Here is a 14,695-nt window from a genome sequence, read left to right on the forward strand (position 1 = left end):
AAAGCACGGGGGCTTTTAACTCTTTTCGCTTCTCTATGTCGGTTATAGGGGTATTCTATCTTTATATATTGTATTTAATGGACATAGAAAGAGAAAATAGATAAAATAATGCAAGAACAGAAAATATTGAGGTGTCCAAAGCCATACAAGATTGATTTTCGGGACAGCAGTCTGTAATTTTGTATAGTATAAATTGGCAAGTTTTTGTACTCGATAGTAGGTGCTTGTAGAAGAGATTACTGATACAAAATCTAAACAAATTTTCGATGAAGCAAATACCATCAAAAAAGGCTGGTGACGGTCTGGTGACGGTATTTTTGAGGGGTACGAGAAGATAAGTGCTTGATATATAAGATTTTTATTGGCGTCCCCAACGGGATTCGAACCCGTGTTACCGACGTGAAAGGCCGATGTCCTGGGCCGGACTAGACGATGGGGACACATCTTATGAGCCGCCTGGGATTCGAACCCAGGACGCCCGCCTTAAAAGGGCGGTGCTCTACCAGCTGAGCTAGCGGCTCAACTATGTCAGTATAGCACACAGAATTTTATTTGTCAAATAAGAGAAAGGCAGCGGTACAATTTTAGTTGCGGCCAACGCTGGCGTTATGTTACAATGCCGTGTGTTTTGAGCATAAGCTGAATCAGTGAAATAAACTTATTTCGAAAGTGGGGAATAGGGCTATAAAAAAGCAATCGCCATCGTCCAAGGTGTTGATGAAGGGCAATGAAGCCATCGCGGAGGCAGCGATTGCGGCGGGATGCCGTTTCTATGCGGGGTATCCAATAACGCCTCAGAATGAGATACCTGAGTACATGTCTGAGCGAATGCCTGATGTTAATGGTATCTTCATCCAGGCGGAGAGCGAAGTAGCCGCCATCAACATGGTTTACGGGGCGGCGGCGGCGGGAGTGAGGGCGATGACGTCATCGTCTTCGCCGGGGATAAGCCTAAAGCAGGAGGGGTTGTCTTTTCTTGCGGGGGCGGAGCTTCCGGCCCTGGTAGTGAATATCCAGCGTGGAGGCCCTGGGCTTGGCAATATCTCAGGCTCTCAGGCCGACTACTTTCAGTCCGTCAAGGGCGGTGGGCATGGCGACTACAGGCTGCTCGTCTATGCCCCATACAATGTTCAGGAGATGTGGGACCTCACAATGCTTGCCTTTGACAAGGCAGACCAGTACAGAAACCCCGTACTGATACTTGCCGACGGCATTCTTGGGCAGATGATGGAGCCCTTTACGCCAACTCCGTACGTTAAACCGGACCTTCCCGAAAAGACATGGGCGCTGACGGGGTGTTTAAACAGAAAGCCGAACGTTATTAAAACCCTGTACATGGGCGACAATGAGCTTGAGGAACTGAATCTCAAGATGCAGGCCAAATATGACGCGATGAAAAAATATGAGACGCGCTCTGAGTCTATTGACACAGAGGATGCTGAGGTGGTAGTGGCGGCATTTGGGTCTGCGGCGCGGATTGCCTACTCCGCGATTACGGCGCTCAGGCGCGAGGGATATAAGGTTGGGCTTTTCAGGCCGATAACCCTGTTTCCATATCCGGATGAGGCCCTCAGGCTGCTGGTACGGCAGGGCAGGAAAAAAATCCTGGTCGTTGAGCTTAACTCCGGGCAGATGGTAGAGGACGTGAGGCTTGCTATAAATGGGCAGGCTGAGGTGTTGTTTTACGGCAGGCCGGGCGGTGCGATGATAAAGCCCAACGAGGTATACGATAAAATAAAAGAGATATACTAGCGATATACTACCGATACAACAGCGGCTTCGCCGCAAAAAAATATGTGTAAAAATACAGGTCAAGGAGGGTTACCCTCCTTGCGGGAGTTTGAGGGCAGCGCCCTCAATGTCTTAGGGCATGGAAACCATAGTAATCAAAATCGGAAGCAGTATAATCACCACGCCGGAGGGGCTCAACGAAGCCGTAATCAACCACCTTGCCCGCGACATATCGGCACTCTGCGACATCGGCCATCAAACGATAATCGTTTCATCTGGTGCGGTGGCCGCAGGCAGGGGCAAGCTCGGCATAGAAGGGCCGATTAACGACATCAACATTAAACAGGCAGCCGCGGCGGCAGGGCAAAGTTCCCTTGTATGGGCATATGAGAGGGCCTTTGGCCTGTACAATAAAAAAGTAGCCCAGGTGCTGCTTACCAGAGACGTATTTTCCATCCGGCAGCGCTATCTAAACGCCAGAAATACCTTGAGAATCCTGCTTGATTTTCATATCATCCCGATTATCAATGAAAACGATACCGTGTCAATAGACGAGCTTAAATTCGGCGATAATGACCGGCTTGCCGCCCTTGTAGCCTCTCTTCTAAACGCAGATAGACTAGTTATCCTGTCAGACGTGAACGGCCTTTACAACTTTGACCCAAGGAAAAATAAATCAGCCAAACTTATTCCAGTTGTAAAAATAATCACCCCGGAGATGGAAAAAGCGGCCTGCGGCTCAGCAACAGAATGTGGCACGGGCGGAATGTCCTCAAAACTCGTAGCCGCTAAAATGGCGTCGGCAGACGGTATTACCGTCAACATAGTAAACGGCAACTCTGACTATGTTCTATCAACAATCTTCTACGGCAGCCAGCCAGGCACACTATTTGAACCAACCGCAAGGAAACACGGCGCGCGAAAGGGCTGGATTGCCTTTGGCATTCGCTCAAAAGGTCGGCTCACCCTCGACGACGGTGCCGCAACGGCCATCATAAGCGGCGGGAAAAGCCTCCTGCCATCCGGCATTAAATCCATTTCTGGTGTCTTTGACAGGGGTGACGCCGTTTATTGCGTCAACTCAACCGGCAAACAAATAGCGAAGGGCCTTGTAAACTACGACAATGCTGAACTCATTAAAATCATCGGCCATAAGACCTCACAAATCGAAGCCATACTCGGCTTTAAGTACTCCGACGAGGTCATCCACAGAGACAATATGACGATACTATAGACTTATGAATCAATTCCCTTCCCTTCTTAAAAAAATCCACTGAGGCGGCCTCGCTATAATCACTATATGAAAAACCATTCGGCACATAGGAATTGCCCCTAAAAAGCAGAGTTACCTCCCCATATATGCCGTCACGCAGATGAATCCTGTGGGCGTAGTTTTTCGTAGTGGCCAGGACGAGTTTTGACAGCGTAATATAACCTGGGTCAACATTGTATTGCCTCTTTCCTTTTATTGAAAGGCCCCTTTCCAGTTCTACTGTCCTGCGTTTTATATCAGGCAGGGTCTCAGAGCGAATCAACGTGTCGAAGATTACAAAACGCCTCATAATAGGGACACCAAGCTCTTCGTTATAATATTCAGAATAATCCCACGGCTTCTGAGCAGACTCCAGCCTGATTGGACAAAACAAATCAACAAGCCGCTGCCTGAGCAACTCATACGAACTGCCCTCCGCGTATAACAATCCTGCAAAGAGAAGCGTATCTTCTGAATCCACCCTTTCTGTTGATTTGACCAGCTCAGATTTAGCCCTTCTGGGCATCGGTCAAGCCTTAGAGAGGAGTTCTTTGACTAATTCCTTTAAATCCGGGGATTCCCATTCAATAGGCCCAAGAACCTTCTTAAAAAGTACGCCGTGTTTGTCTATAAAAAACGTCTCCGGCACACCCGTCAGACCGAAGGCACGCGCGTTGGTGCTTTTGTCATCAAGAAAAACTGGCAGGTCGTACTTATTTTCCTTCATAAATTTCAGGGCGTCGTTAATGTCATCCTTATACAAGACAGTAATAACCACGAGCGAGGTGTTGGACTTATTGGCCTCATAAAACTTCTGGAAAGAAGGCATCTCAGCTACGCAGGAGGCACACCATGAGGCCCAAAAATTGACGATCACCGCCCTACCCCTGTAATCCTCGGCAGATACTACCTTGCCGTCAGCAGAGGCGGCCAGCTTATAAAGCGGCGCTTCCCGGCCCTCGACCAGTTGTTTAGAGGCGCGCCTACCCTCTTGCCTGCCGACCTGTAATATAAGAATAGCCACAGCAAATATAATGATTAATATAATCGCCTTTGTCTTCATTAGTTAACGCCGGCCGGTATATACTGCATCTCTTCAACCGCGATAAACACGGGGGCGTTGTCTCTGAGGACTATCCTTACTGTCTGGACATCCTTAAATCTGCCCCTTAGTATCTCCTCAGAAAGCGGGTCGTCTATCTCCTTCTGAATAGCGCGCCTCATCGGCCTTGCGCCATAGGCGGGCTGGTAATATTTTTCGACAATCCATTCCCTGACCTCGTCAGAAAGCTCAATTGCGATGTCATGGTCAATAAGCTGCAAGTTCGTCTCCTCTATCAGTAAATCAATGATTGCGTAGAGGTCAGGCTTGTCCAGGGGATGGAATACGATAATGTCGTCAACCCTGTTGATGAACTCAGGGTTAAATGTCTTTTTGAGTTCGTCCATGACGTTGTCCTTGATCTTCGAGTAGACATCCGACTTCGCACTCCTCTGGAATCCAAGCGGCGTTGATTTCTCAATAATTCTTGCGCCAAGATTAGACGTCATGATGATGACGGTGTTTTTAAAATCCACCTTTCTGCCGTAATTATCTGTGATCACCCCTTCGTCGAGTATCTGAAGAAGGACGTTAAAGACGTCATGGTGAGCCTTTTCTATCTCGTCAAAGAGCAACACCGAATATGGTTTCTTCCTGACTTTCTCGGTAAGCTGCCCACCCTCTTCATAACCGATATAGCCGGGAGGCGCGCCGGTAAGTTTTGACACGTTAAACCTCTCCATGTACTCGGACATATCAATCTTGATGAGCGCTTTCTCATCGTTAAAGAGAAACTCAGCAAGGGCCTTTGCCAGTTCTGTCTTGCCAACGCCCGTAGGTCCAAGAAAGAAGAACGACCCGACGGGTTTTTTTCTGCTCTTGATGCCAGCGCGCGAGCGCCTGATTGCCCTGCTTATGGCAGTGATGGCCTCGTTTTGCGAGATCACCCTTTTGTGTAGCTCATCTTCCATGTTCAGAAGGCGTTCGGTCTCCTTCTCCTCTAATCTGGACAGAGGGATGCCGGTCATCTTTGACACTGTGTACGTTATGTCCTCTTCGATAATCACAGGGACATCGTTGTTGAGATCCTCCTGCCATTTCCTTTGTATGGAGTCATAGATGCGCTTTAGCTTCTCCTCTTCCCCTCTGATTGAGGCCGCCTTTTCAATGTCGTTAAGGCGAAGAAAGAGGGTCTTTTCCTTGTTTAGCCTACCAAGGTCTTTCTCTATGTCTTTTAGCTCCATAGGAGGCGTGAACCTCTTAAGTTTAATCCTTGAGCCTGTTTCGTCAATAACGTCTATGGCCTTGTCGGGGAGATTTCTGTCCGATATATAGAGGTCTGAAAGCCGGGCGGCTGAGGCAAGCGCGTCATCGGCGAGTTTCACGCCGTGGTGGCTTTCGTATCTGTTTCTAAGGCCGGCCAGTATTCTTACCGTATCCTCAACCGATGGAGGCTCAATATAAATGGGCTGGAACCTGCGCTCAAGGGCGCCGTCTTTCTCAATATATTTTCTAAACTCCGCTGATGTGGTCGCCCCAATGCACTGTATCTCACCCCTTGAGAGGGCCGGCTTTAACATACTTGAGGCATCTACTGAACCCTCGGCGGCCCCGGCGCCTATTAACGTGTGCAGCTCGTCAACAAATAAGATGACATTGTCAGATTGCTTTATCTCTTTCATTATTACCTTCAGGCGTTCCTCAAACTGTCCCCTGTACTTCGTACCGGCTATGAGGGCGCCAAGGTCAAGGGCGATTATCCTCTTGCCTGAGAGGTTTTCGGGTATATCGCCGGAGGCTATTTTCTGCGCGAGGCCCTCTACAATGGCGGTCTTGCCAACGCCGGGGCCGCCGATTATCGCCGGGTTGTTTTTTATCCTGCGCCCAAGTATCTGGAGAATCCTCTCAACCTCGTCCTCTCTGCCGATGACAGGGTCAAGTATGCCCTCCTGTGCCATTGCCGTCAGGTCACGGCCAAACTCGTTAAGCGCGGGGGTTGTGGTTTTCTTCATCTTGGTAAAGGCCTGTGTGCGCATGGAGAGATTTATCGTAAGCTGCCTCGCCCCCAGTAGATTTGCCCCAAGATTCCTTAATATCTTACCGCCTATCCCCTCATCTTCTCTTATCAGCCCAAGCAGCAGGTGCTCGCTCCCAATGTAATTATGCCCAAGCAGCCTCGCCTCTTCCACAGACAGCTCAAGGACCTTCTTTGCGCGCGGCGTAAACGGTATCTCTCCAAAGGTCAGGAGATTGGTCCCCGCGGGCAGATTGCGCTCCACCTCAATTCTGATATGTTCCGTAGAAAGGCCCATCTTCCTTAATATAGCCACCGGCAGGCCGTCCTTGTCCCTTAGTATGGCAAGGAGCAGGTGTTCTGTGCCAAGGTAATCGTTCTGCCTGTTTTCAGCCTCTTCCTTGGCATATATGATTATTTTTCTTCCTCTTTCAGTAAATTTCTCAAACATCCTTTACCACCTCTTTTGCCGCCTCTATTGCTAACCCAGCCACAGCGTTAACATCCCCATTCACACGCTATACTTCCCTCTTCTGTATATAAAATAACCGTTTTTATGGGACAATGTCAATAATTATCTTAGCGCCTTGCCACCGCTTGACCGTGCGGTTGAAAAAAACCACTCAATTTTTCACACAAGACATTTTTCACACAAGACACTTGATAAAACGCACCCAAGTCGTGTATTCTACAACGGGTTGCCGCAGTGTTGGGGTGCGGGTGGTCGCGAACTATGGACTCAGAGGATGAAGGGGATGTCATACTGTAAAGCTAAACGATGAGAACTCTGGTAAGGTTGACGGTTTTTTTAATCTTGTTTATCGCCATATCGGTTTTGGCTGGTTATGTGACATTCGCCCTCCTGACGACGAGTAAGAGTGTTGAGGTGCCGGATTTGAAATTAAAAAATCTTGTAGAGGCAAATGAGGCGTTAAGCGGCATAAGGCTCTATTTAAGAGTTGAAGGGGAGGACTATGACCCCATAGTGCCGGCAGGCCATATAGTGAAACAAAACATACCGTCTGGCAATAAGATAAAAGAGGGACGGACGGTCTCTGTGTTGATGAGCAAGGGGCCGCGCTATCAATTTATGGGAGACCTGAGGGGGATTGAGCTTCAGCAGGCAGAGGAAACGGTAGCCCTGAGCAAGGTGAAGATAAGCAAGGTAATAGAGGTACACTCAGATACCATAGGACAGGGAATGGTAATATCGCAAAGGCCGGGGCCGGATGAGAGGAGCGGCAATGACATTACGCTGATTGTGAGTAAGGGACCAGTTGCCGCAACGTACTATTGCCCTGATTTCACTGGAAAAGACAAGGCACAGGCAGAGCAGCTTGCGGCATCTGTTGGCCTGAAAATAGATATTACAGGCACGGCTGGACACATAACAAGCCAATCCCCCGAATCGGGGACAATATTAGCGCAGGGCGGCCTAGTCCATGTGATGATGTCTGCCACTAAAGAAAAAGAGGAGCAATAATTATGGTCTTGACAGCGCCGTCTATATTGTCTGCTAATTTTTTGGAATTAGGCAGGGAAATCAGAGAAACCGAAGAGGCCGGGGCAGATTTTTTTCACATTGACGTCATGGACGGCATCTTCGTCCCCAATATTACAATCGGGTATTTTATTGTGGAACAGATTAAGAAGGCCGCCACACTGCCCCTTGACGTACATTTGATGATAGAGCGGCCAGACAGGTTTATCAGGAATTTCATTGACGCGGGGGCAGATATTCTCACCATCCACTATGAGGCGGACAGCCATCTCAACAGCACACTAAACCTGATCAGGCTACTTGGGGCAAAGGCGGGCGTCTCCATAAATCCATCCACACCAGTATCGGCTCTGGAGGACACCCTGCAAGACGCCGACGTAATCATGCTGATGTCGGTAAATCCGGGCTTTGGCGGGCAGCGTTTTATCCCCCATTCACTCAAAAAAATCGCCGCGCTGAAATCCATGATAACTCAAAAAGGCCTCACCGATGTTAAAATAGAGGTGGACGGCGGCGTAACGGTTGGCAACGCCGCAAATGTTGCCGCCGCGGGGGCAGACATACTGGTCATGGGCTCCGCCTTTTATAATTCAAAAAACTATAAGGAAACCATTCAGGCCGTAAAGGAAAAGACAAACTCATATGGACGCTAAAACTCTCATCACAAGGGCGCAATACCAGAGCGGCAAATCAAACTACGCCGGGGCGGCCAAAATCCTGCGGGCAGCGCTCAAGGCCGCCCTTAAAGAAGAGGCACCCAACAACAGCCTGTACATTGAGTGTCTTACCTCAATCGCGGACACGCAGCGAATGACTGGCAATTACAGGACTGCCGCAGAGAATTACGCCAAGGCCGCGGCGGCGGCCACTGAGGCGTCAATAGAGGACGCCGCCCTTGACGCCAGGCTTGGCGGGGCACTCTCAAGGCGCGCACTGGGCCACTGGCAGGATGCCCTCAACGATATAACACAGATAAAGGCGCGTTACGAGGAGTTAGGCGACCACGCAGGGGCTGCCTTCAGCACATGGGCGCTTGCGGGTACGCTGCGTGTGAAGGGTGATATTAACGGCTCAATAGAGGCCTTCAACGCGGCAGAGGGGATATTTAACGCCCTCAATGACACCTCCGGCACCGGATACTGCCAATGCGGCCTCGGCGGGGCATATCGCATGAAAGGCCTGTACGACGAATCGCTTCAATGTTATACCAACGCCGGTAATATATTCTCTTCAAATAAAGACCGCTTTGGCACGGCTTATTCGCACTGCGGCATAGGCAACGCCCTGAGAATGAAAGGTTCATATAGCGATGGACTTAGACATCTTAACACAGCCCTCAATATGTATGGCAAGATTGGCGACACGGTAAGCTCCGCATACACGCTGTGGAGCATTGGGATGTTGAAGCTAATGGTATCTGATGTCATATCCGGCGAGGGTTTCTTTGAGGCGGCAGCGGCGCGCTTTAAAAAGACGCTGGATGTGCGCGGCTCAATATACGCCGACCTTGGCATTTGTCAGGCCAGATATTTACACAGGCACCTGGGGCAGTATAAACGGCCGCTTCAGAGGGCGGTTAAAAACGCGGGCGTCTATTCCTTACAGTTAGAGGGCTGCCACGCGCTTAAACTCCACTCTATTATGGAAACCGGAACGGCAGAATGCTATAAGACAATCGGGATCCGTGAATTACAAGGCAACTCAATACCATTAAATATACCCTGAAGGTGAATATGGGCGTACTAAACATACCAAACACACTGACACTGTTACGGATAGTGGCAATACCTTTTTTTGCCTCTACGCTGATTTACAAGAGGTATGACATCGCCCTTGCGGTATTTGTCGCGGCCTCCATCACTGACGCCCTCGACGGCCTGATTGCCCGCGTTACAAATAAGCAGACAAAGCTTGGACAATTTCTTGATCCTATGGCCGACAAGTTTTTACTAATAACATCCTTCATCTTGTTTGCTATATACGGGTGGGTACCCACGTGGCTTACAATCTCCATAATAAGCCGCGACCTGATTGTGCTTTTGGGCTGGGGTTTGTTTTATATGATACACCATGTAGTATTCATAAGGCCAAGCATACTGGGGAAATCGGCCATAGCGGCACAGATGGTACTCCTTGCTTATATCCTGTTGAGAATAAACTTTCGTGAGCTGCTGCCAGACCAGACTGTGTTGATTTGGGTTACGGCCATTCTGACGGTTGCCTCAGGGCTGTATTACATAGTAAAGGGGCTAATGTACACTAATGGCTAGCACAATAGCGGCGGTCATAGGCGGTTCACTGGCTCACGAGGCCGGACTCAGGACCGGGGATGAGTTAATCTCCATAAACGGACACGCAATCGCTGACGAAATAGACCTCATGTTCTATTCAAACGATAATGAATTCTCCCTGCTGCTCAAAAGAAGGGGAAAAATATTTGAAAAAACAATCACTACAGCCGAAGGCAGATCTCTGGGGCTGGAGCTTAAATCCTTTAAAATATCAATATGCAAGAACCGCTGCCTGTTCTGTTTCGTCAATCAACTCCCCAAAGGGCTGAGAAAGACCCTCTACATCAAAGACGAAGACTACCGTATGTCGTTTCTCTATGGAAGTTATATAACGCTTACCAATTTGAGCGACGCAGACAAACAAAGGATAATAGAGCAGCGGCTCAGCCCGCTCTACATTTCCGTTCACTCCACAAACGAAGAGATCAGAAAAAAGCTGATTGGCAACGCGAAGGCCGGGGATGTCTTAAAGGAAATCCGGTTTTTGACAAAAAACAAGATAAAACTGCACGCACAGATAGTCCTCTGCCCCGGTTACAACGACGGCAGCGACCTTGAACATACAATAACAGACCTGAGAAAGTTCTATCCATACCTGTCATCAATAGCCGTAGTGCCCGTGGGGTTAACCGTCTATGGGAATAAAAAGATGAACCCTGTCACAAAAGAGGACGCTATAATGGCGCTTTCTACAATTGAGGCGTTTCAGAAGAAATTCCTGAAAAAACACGGTGAGCAGCTTGTCTATGCCGCCGATGAGCTGTACCTCAAGGGCGAACACCCCTTCCCTCCCCTGAAAAACTACGGCGAACTGCCCCAAAAGGAAAACGGCGTTGGCATGGTGCCGGAGTTCTTACATCGGGCTGGGAAATTTAAAAAACTAAAACATGTGCCAACAACTCCGATATCGCTGTTTACCGGCATGTCGTTTTATCCATATCTTAAAAAATTATCAGAGAAGTTAAATAAAAAGGCCGGCGTGGATTTACGGGTAGTCCCCGTAGAGAATCAGTTTTTTGGCACAACTATAACCGTAACCGGCCTGCTGACAGGCAGAGACATTGTGCGTTCCTTCATGGGGCAGACAAGGGCAAATGAGATAATTTTTATCCCTGATGTAACGCTGCGCGACGGTCAGAATATGTTCCTTGATGACACCACAACAGATTTTGTGGAAGAGGCACTCGGCGTAAAGACAAAAATCATAGAGTCTTCATTTGACGGCCTGATAAGGGCTATTGAGGAGGTAGATTAATAATGATTACAGCACATACCAGACTGGCGGGACTTATAGGCAATCCCGTAGGGCACAGCCTGTCTCCGGCCATGCACAACGCTGGGTTTAAGGCAATCGGGCTGGACTGCCGCTACTTAGCGTTCCCAGTTGCCCCTACTATGCTGGGAGATGCGATACACGGGATACGCGCGTTGAACTTTCTTGGCGCGAATATTACAATTCCATACAAGGAAAAGGCCGTCCAATTCCTCGACGAGATACATGAAGAGGCAAGGTTTATTGGGGCGGTTAATACGATTGTAAACTTTAACGGCAAACTGATAGGACACAATACAGACGGGCGCGGGTTTATGAAATCCATGGAAGAGGCTGGCGTCACCTTAAACAATAAGAGGGTTTTTATGGTCGGGGCAGGCGGCGCGGCAAGGGCCTTAACATATTACATAGCAAAAGAGGCGGCTGTATTAAGGATTTTCGATACCGACACGCCAAAAATAAACTCCCTTGTACGCGAATTAAAAAAAGTAAGTCCTGATGTCTATGCCGAGGTATCAACTGATGCCATAAACAACTCGGACATATTAATAAACGCTACCCCGCTCGGGCTTCACCCCGGCGACCCGCTTCCTATCAATAAGACATTACTAAGAGAAGGTCTTGTCGTATGCGACGTTATTTATAAGGATACGCCGCTTCTTGTTGAGGCAAAGAAACTAAACTGCAAAACGGTAAACGGTCTCGGTATGCTCTTTTGGCAGGGTGTCCTTGCTTTTGAACTCTGGACAAATGCCCCCGCCCCTGTTGACGTTATGAGGGATGCCCTTATGACCGAATATAACCGTTTATGATATTTATCATGGTATTGTCTCATGCGAACTGGTAGTATAGATTAAATACTACTTAGTGGAGGAATGAGAGATGGATAGTTATGTAAAGAATTTCATAATTGCAAGCGTTGTGTATCTGGGGATATCGTCATTGTTCGGCATACTGATGATGGCCTCGCCCGCCCATTTGACATTGAAATTCGTTCATTCGCATCTGATGTTGTTAGGCTGGGTAACAATGATGATATACGGCGTGGGGTATCATGTGCTGCCCCGGTTCGCCGGTCGCGTGATAAAAAGCCGCAAGGCGGCCGAGGTCCAGTTCTGGCTCGCAAACATAGGATTAATCGGCATGGTTGTATGCTATACAATCTCACCTTACAGCGCCATATTTGGCCTCATGGAAGCCGCGTCAATTATGCTGTTTGTATATAATATGCTGGCAACTTTGGTTCCAAAACCGGAACATACGGCTTAAAGAATAAAGGATTAACGACGAAGGGGGGGTAACCCCCCCTTCACCCCGTAAATCTCGTCGGCCTTTATCTAATGTCCAAACAGGCTAAGGCCGTCGGGGTCTTTAATGATGAACGAGCCCTTCTTCTCTGTGATAAGGCCAAGCTGCTTGAATTTGCTTATCGTGCGAATGGACGTCTCAACCGTCGTACCGGCCATGTCGGCAATGTCCTGCTTAGTGAGTTTCAAATCAATGTGCAGGGCATCAGGTGAGGATTTTACCGCAAGTTTGAGAAGCAGTGAGGCAATGCGGCTTTCAACACGCTCAAGGGCAATGTTCTTTAACGTGTCGTGGGAGTTTTTCATTCTGTCACCAAGCACGGATGCAATCGAAAACATCACGCTTGGGAATCTGTCAATGATTTTAAATAGGTCCTTGCGCGAGAGTTTAAGCACCGTTGAAGGCTCCATCGCAACGGCGTTGGCCGGATAGGGAAATCCCTTAAAGGCCGCAACCGCCCCGAAAAGCTCATTTGGCTGGATCAGCTCAAGAATTAGTTCTTTGCCGTCCTGCGATTGTCTGGTGATTTTTATTTTACCCTTTGAGACGATATAAAGCCAGTCAGAACGGTCACCCTCAGAAAATATCATCTCCTTCTTCCTGTGGGTCACGCTTTGGAAATAGGGTTTTATCTCCACGACATCCTCATCAGACAGGACGCTGAAAAAGCTCACATCTCTAAGGTTCATATCTTACTTTCCGTAAGAGCAGTTCTTACACAGCAGGACATATAGGGCGTTGATTGACTCAAGCAAATCCCTGATTATATGGTTTCCATCCTCCGTTAACTTAAACCCGTGCGCCTTGATCTTAGTCAACAGCAAGTTCCAGTCGTCTTGTTTCCATATGCTGTCATTTTCCATGATAAAAGCCAATGTTTCATGGCACATTGCGGGGATGAGTTTCTCAACATCAATAGTAATCGGCAACGCTAACGCTGACGCATATATCTTCTTAATCGTCTCAAGCAACACACCAATATACTGCGTGACATCGTTTGAAAACGGGATGCCGTGCCGCTTTACGTCAATTACTAAATCCACCCAGCCGTCATGGTCCCAAGTACCCCTGTGTTCGGTGACGAAGCCGCATACCTTATTGAGTAAGAACCCAACATCCCTGTTCATTTGGTCACATGTTTCATCAAAAAATCTGTATTGGTTCTTTCCGGCTTCTTTCGCGCGGTACATGGCAATATCCGCCTCTTTTAGCAGCGTCTTCAACGTGTCGCCGTCCGAGGGAAACAATGATATGCCAATACTGACGCCTAAGGCACAGTTAGTCTCGTTTACATAAAACGGCTTCCCAACTGACAGGATTACCTTTGTGGCCGCGTCACAGACAGCGTTAGTGTCCGCAATATTTGTAAGCAATATTACAAACTCATCTTCCCCCATACGCGCTACCGTATCAGCCTCTCCAACACACGCCATCAGCCTGGCGGCCGCGTCAACCAACAACGGCTCTCCGAATTTATTGCCCATAGTGCTGTTTATACTGCTGAAATCGTTTAAATCTATCATCAACAGGGCAAGGGACTGTCGGCTTAATTTTGCCTGTTTCAAGGCTTGACCCAACCTGTCAAAGAATAACGCGCGGTTGGGAAGGCAGGTCAACGTATCATAAAACAACGAATCTTTCAGGTTGCACTCAGTACGGTGCTTGTATAACGCCATCTCAATGTTGGACTGCAGCTCCTTGCTATTAAACGGTTTCAGTACGTAACCATACGGCTGTGTTATCTTCGCCCGCTCTAAGATTGTCTTGTCCGAGTTGGCGGTCAGATAAATGATGGGGACACTCATTCGTTTGAGTATCTCAGTTGCAGTTTCAATGCCGTCCATTCGCCCGTGCAGCTTGATGTCCATAAGGATTAAATCCGGCTTGCCTTTAACAGCGCTTTCAATGGCATCCTCCCCGGAAAACTCATGCGAGGTTACAACATATCCAAGGCTTTCAACGATGTCCTGTATGTACGCCGCGGTCAGCCCCTCATCCTCTACTATCATTATCTTATTTTTCGGCATCTTATGTCTCCCTGAATAAATAGGTATGTCGCTGATATTACCATATTTATCTTCATTTAATCAATCTTCATAGGGCAAACGCATTAATCTTCATAGGGCAAACGCATTTGAAAAATAAAGCAGAAGATACCTATGCAATCATTCCGGCTTGTCCCTTTCCGTCATTCCGGCTTCCAGACTGTGTCACAATAGTAAAGCAGCCCCCCCCCCCCTTTTTTTTTGAGGTGGGGATGAGTCTGCCGCGGAGGTGTGGGGT

General features: G+C 48.3%; 14 protein-coding genes and 2 tRNA genes. 9 read left to right on the plus strand and 7 right to left on the minus strand.

Translation table 11 applies throughout. The annotated features are described in order from the left end of the window. Nucleotides 1-362 precede the first annotated feature (362 nt). Nucleotides 363-440: transfer RNA gene (locus tag AB7D94_RS12445), tRNA-Glu, on the minus strand. 8 nt (nt 441-448) lie between these two features. Continuing rightward, nucleotides 449-521: transfer RNA gene (locus tag AB7D94_RS12450), tRNA-Lys, on the minus strand. Between the two features lie 196 nt (nt 522-717). On the opposite strand from AB7D94_RS12450, the gene AB7D94_RS12455 reads away from it, so the two are divergent. Together AB7D94_RS12455 and proB are read left to right on the plus strand one after the other, a co-directional pair. Beyond that, nucleotides 718-1,752, plus strand: coding sequence for a 3-methyl-2-oxobutanoate dehydrogenase subunit VorB (locus AB7D94_RS12455; protein WP_420266211.1), 1,035 nt, complete (start codon nt 718-720; stop codon nt 1,750-1,752). A 118-nt stretch (nt 1,753-1,870) separates the two neighbouring features. Beyond that, nucleotides 1,871-2,965: a glutamate 5-kinase gene (proB, locus tag AB7D94_RS12460; protein ID WP_420266212.1), complete on the plus strand. Its 1,095-nt coding sequence runs from the start codon at nt 1,871-1,873 to the stop codon at nt 2,963-2,965. On the opposite strand, the gene AB7D94_RS12465 is transcribed toward proB, so the two are convergent. Genes AB7D94_RS12465 through AB7D94_RS12475 form a run of 3 tightly spaced genes read right to left on the minus strand, consistent with a single transcriptional unit; the run spans nt 2,934 to nt 6,490 of the window. Next, nucleotides 2,934-3,509, minus strand: a complete 576-nt coding sequence (locus AB7D94_RS12465) for a DUF4416 family protein (RefSeq protein ID WP_420266213.1) — start codon at nt 3,507-3,509, stop codon at nt 2,934-2,936. The two genes, proB and AB7D94_RS12465, sit on opposite strands and share 32 nt — an antisense overlap. A gap of 3 nt (nt 3,510-3,512) precedes the next feature. Beyond that, entirely contained in the window at nt 3,513-4,046 is a 534-nt protein-coding gene (locus AB7D94_RS12470; protein ID WP_420266214.1) for a TlpA family protein disulfide reductase, read from the minus strand. After that, a complete protein-coding gene (locus AB7D94_RS12475) occupies nt 4,046-6,490 on the minus strand; it encodes an ATP-dependent Clp protease ATP-binding subunit (RefSeq protein ID WP_420266215.1) in 2,445 nt (814 codons plus the stop codon). Before AB7D94_RS12475 ends, AB7D94_RS12470 begins: the two co-directional genes overlap by 1 nt. A gap of 327 nt (nt 6,491-6,817) precedes the next feature. Here AB7D94_RS12475 and AB7D94_RS12480 point away from each other — a divergent pair, with 327 nt between their 5' ends. The 7 genes from AB7D94_RS12480 (at nt 6,818) to AB7D94_RS12510 (ending at nt 12,373) form a co-directional block, all read left to right on the plus strand. After that, nucleotides 6,818-7,522 (plus strand): PASTA domain-containing protein, encoded by a 705-nt coding sequence (locus AB7D94_RS12480; protein ID WP_420266216.1) that lies wholly within the window; start codon nt 6,818-6,820, stop codon nt 7,520-7,522. Nucleotides 7,523-7,524: 2 nt separating this feature from the next. Further along, nucleotides 7,525-8,193 (plus strand): ribulose-phosphate 3-epimerase, encoded by a 669-nt coding sequence (gene rpe, locus AB7D94_RS12485; RefSeq protein WP_420266217.1) that lies wholly within the window; start codon nt 7,525-7,527, stop codon nt 8,191-8,193. Continuing rightward, the gene (locus AB7D94_RS12490) at nt 8,183-9,265 is read left to right on the plus strand and encodes a hypothetical protein (RefSeq protein ID WP_420266218.1); all 1,083 of its coding nucleotides are present in this window, start codon (nt 8,183-8,185) and stop codon (nt 9,263-9,265) included. Before rpe ends, AB7D94_RS12490 begins: the two co-directional genes overlap by 11 nt. 8 nt (nt 9,266-9,273) lie before the next feature. Beyond that, nucleotides 9,274-9,810 (plus strand): CDP-alcohol phosphatidyltransferase family protein, encoded by a 537-nt coding sequence (locus AB7D94_RS12495; RefSeq protein WP_420266219.1) that lies wholly within the window; start codon nt 9,274-9,276, stop codon nt 9,808-9,810. Continuing rightward, a complete protein-coding gene (locus AB7D94_RS12500) occupies nt 9,803-11,086 on the plus strand; it encodes a DUF512 domain-containing protein (protein WP_420266220.1) in 1,284 nt (427 codons plus the stop codon). Before AB7D94_RS12495 ends, AB7D94_RS12500 begins: the two co-directional genes overlap by 8 nt. Nucleotides 11,087-11,088: 2 nt before the next feature. After that, complete coding sequence (locus tag AB7D94_RS12505) at nt 11,089-11,916, plus strand: shikimate dehydrogenase (protein WP_420266221.1); 828 nt, start codon at nt 11,089-11,091, stop codon at nt 11,914-11,916. Between the two features lie 70 nt (nt 11,917-11,986). After that, nucleotides 11,987-12,373 carry a cbb3-type cytochrome c oxidase subunit I gene (locus AB7D94_RS12510; RefSeq protein WP_420266222.1) on the plus strand — a complete coding sequence of 129 codons (387 nt, stop codon included), beginning with the start codon at nt 11,987-11,989 and terminating at the stop codon, nt 12,371-12,373. 68 nt (nt 12,374-12,441) lie between these two features. Here the strand turns inward: AB7D94_RS12510 and AB7D94_RS12515 are convergent, their stop codons facing one another. Next, nucleotides 12,442-13,101: a Crp/Fnr family transcriptional regulator gene (locus AB7D94_RS12515; RefSeq protein WP_420266223.1), complete on the minus strand. Its 660-nt coding sequence runs from the start codon at nt 13,099-13,101 to the stop codon at nt 12,442-12,444. Between the two features lie 3 nt (nt 13,102-13,104). Next, complete coding sequence (locus AB7D94_RS12520) at nt 13,105-14,439, minus strand: diguanylate cyclase domain-containing protein (RefSeq protein ID WP_420266224.1); 1,335 nt, start codon at nt 14,437-14,439, stop codon at nt 13,105-13,107. Nucleotides 14,440-14,695 lie beyond the last annotated feature (256 nt).

It is taken from the genome of Candidatus Magnetominusculus dajiuhuensis, from assembly GCF_046044395.1.
GTDB lineage: Bacteria > Nitrospirota > Thermodesulfovibrionia > Thermodesulfovibrionales > Magnetobacteriaceae > Magnetominusculus > Magnetominusculus dajiuhuensis.

Coding starts and splice junctions, on each gene's coding strand:
- AB7D94_RS12455 (WP_420266211.1), top strand. CDS start 718: ATGAAGGGCAATGAAGCCATCGCGGAGGCAGCGATTGCGGCGGGATGC.
- proB (WP_420266212.1), top strand. CDS start 1,871: ATGGAAACCATAGTAATCAAAATCGGAAGCAGTATAATCACCACGCCG.
- AB7D94_RS12465 (WP_420266213.1), bottom strand. CDS start 3,509: ATGCCCAGAAGGGCTAAATCTGAGCTGGTCAAATCAACAGAAAGGGTG.
- AB7D94_RS12470 (WP_420266214.1), bottom strand. CDS start 4,046: ATGAAGACAAAGGCGATTATATTAATCATTATATTTGCTGTGGCTATT.
- AB7D94_RS12475 (WP_420266215.1), bottom strand. CDS start 6,490: ATGTTTGAGAAATTTACTGAAAGAGGAAGAAAAATAATCATATATGCC.
- AB7D94_RS12480 (WP_420266216.1), top strand. CDS start 6,818: ATGAGAACTCTGGTAAGGTTGACGGTTTTTTTAATCTTGTTTATCGCC.
- rpe (WP_420266217.1), top strand. CDS start 7,525: ATGGTCTTGACAGCGCCGTCTATATTGTCTGCTAATTTTTTGGAATTA.
- AB7D94_RS12490 (WP_420266218.1), top strand. CDS start 8,183: ATGGACGCTAAAACTCTCATCACAAGGGCGCAATACCAGAGCGGCAAA.
- AB7D94_RS12495 (WP_420266219.1), top strand. CDS start 9,274: ATGGGCGTACTAAACATACCAAACACACTGACACTGTTACGGATAGTG.
- AB7D94_RS12500 (WP_420266220.1), top strand. CDS start 9,803: ATGGCTAGCACAATAGCGGCGGTCATAGGCGGTTCACTGGCTCACGAG.
- AB7D94_RS12505 (WP_420266221.1), top strand. CDS start 11,089: ATGATTACAGCACATACCAGACTGGCGGGACTTATAGGCAATCCCGTA.
- AB7D94_RS12510 (WP_420266222.1), top strand. CDS start 11,987: ATGGATAGTTATGTAAAGAATTTCATAATTGCAAGCGTTGTGTATCTG.
- AB7D94_RS12515 (WP_420266223.1), bottom strand. CDS start 13,101: ATGAACCTTAGAGATGTGAGCTTTTTCAGCGTCCTGTCTGATGAGGAT.
- AB7D94_RS12520 (WP_420266224.1), bottom strand. CDS start 14,439: ATGCCGAAAAATAAGATAATGATAGTAGAGGATGAGGGGCTGACCGCG.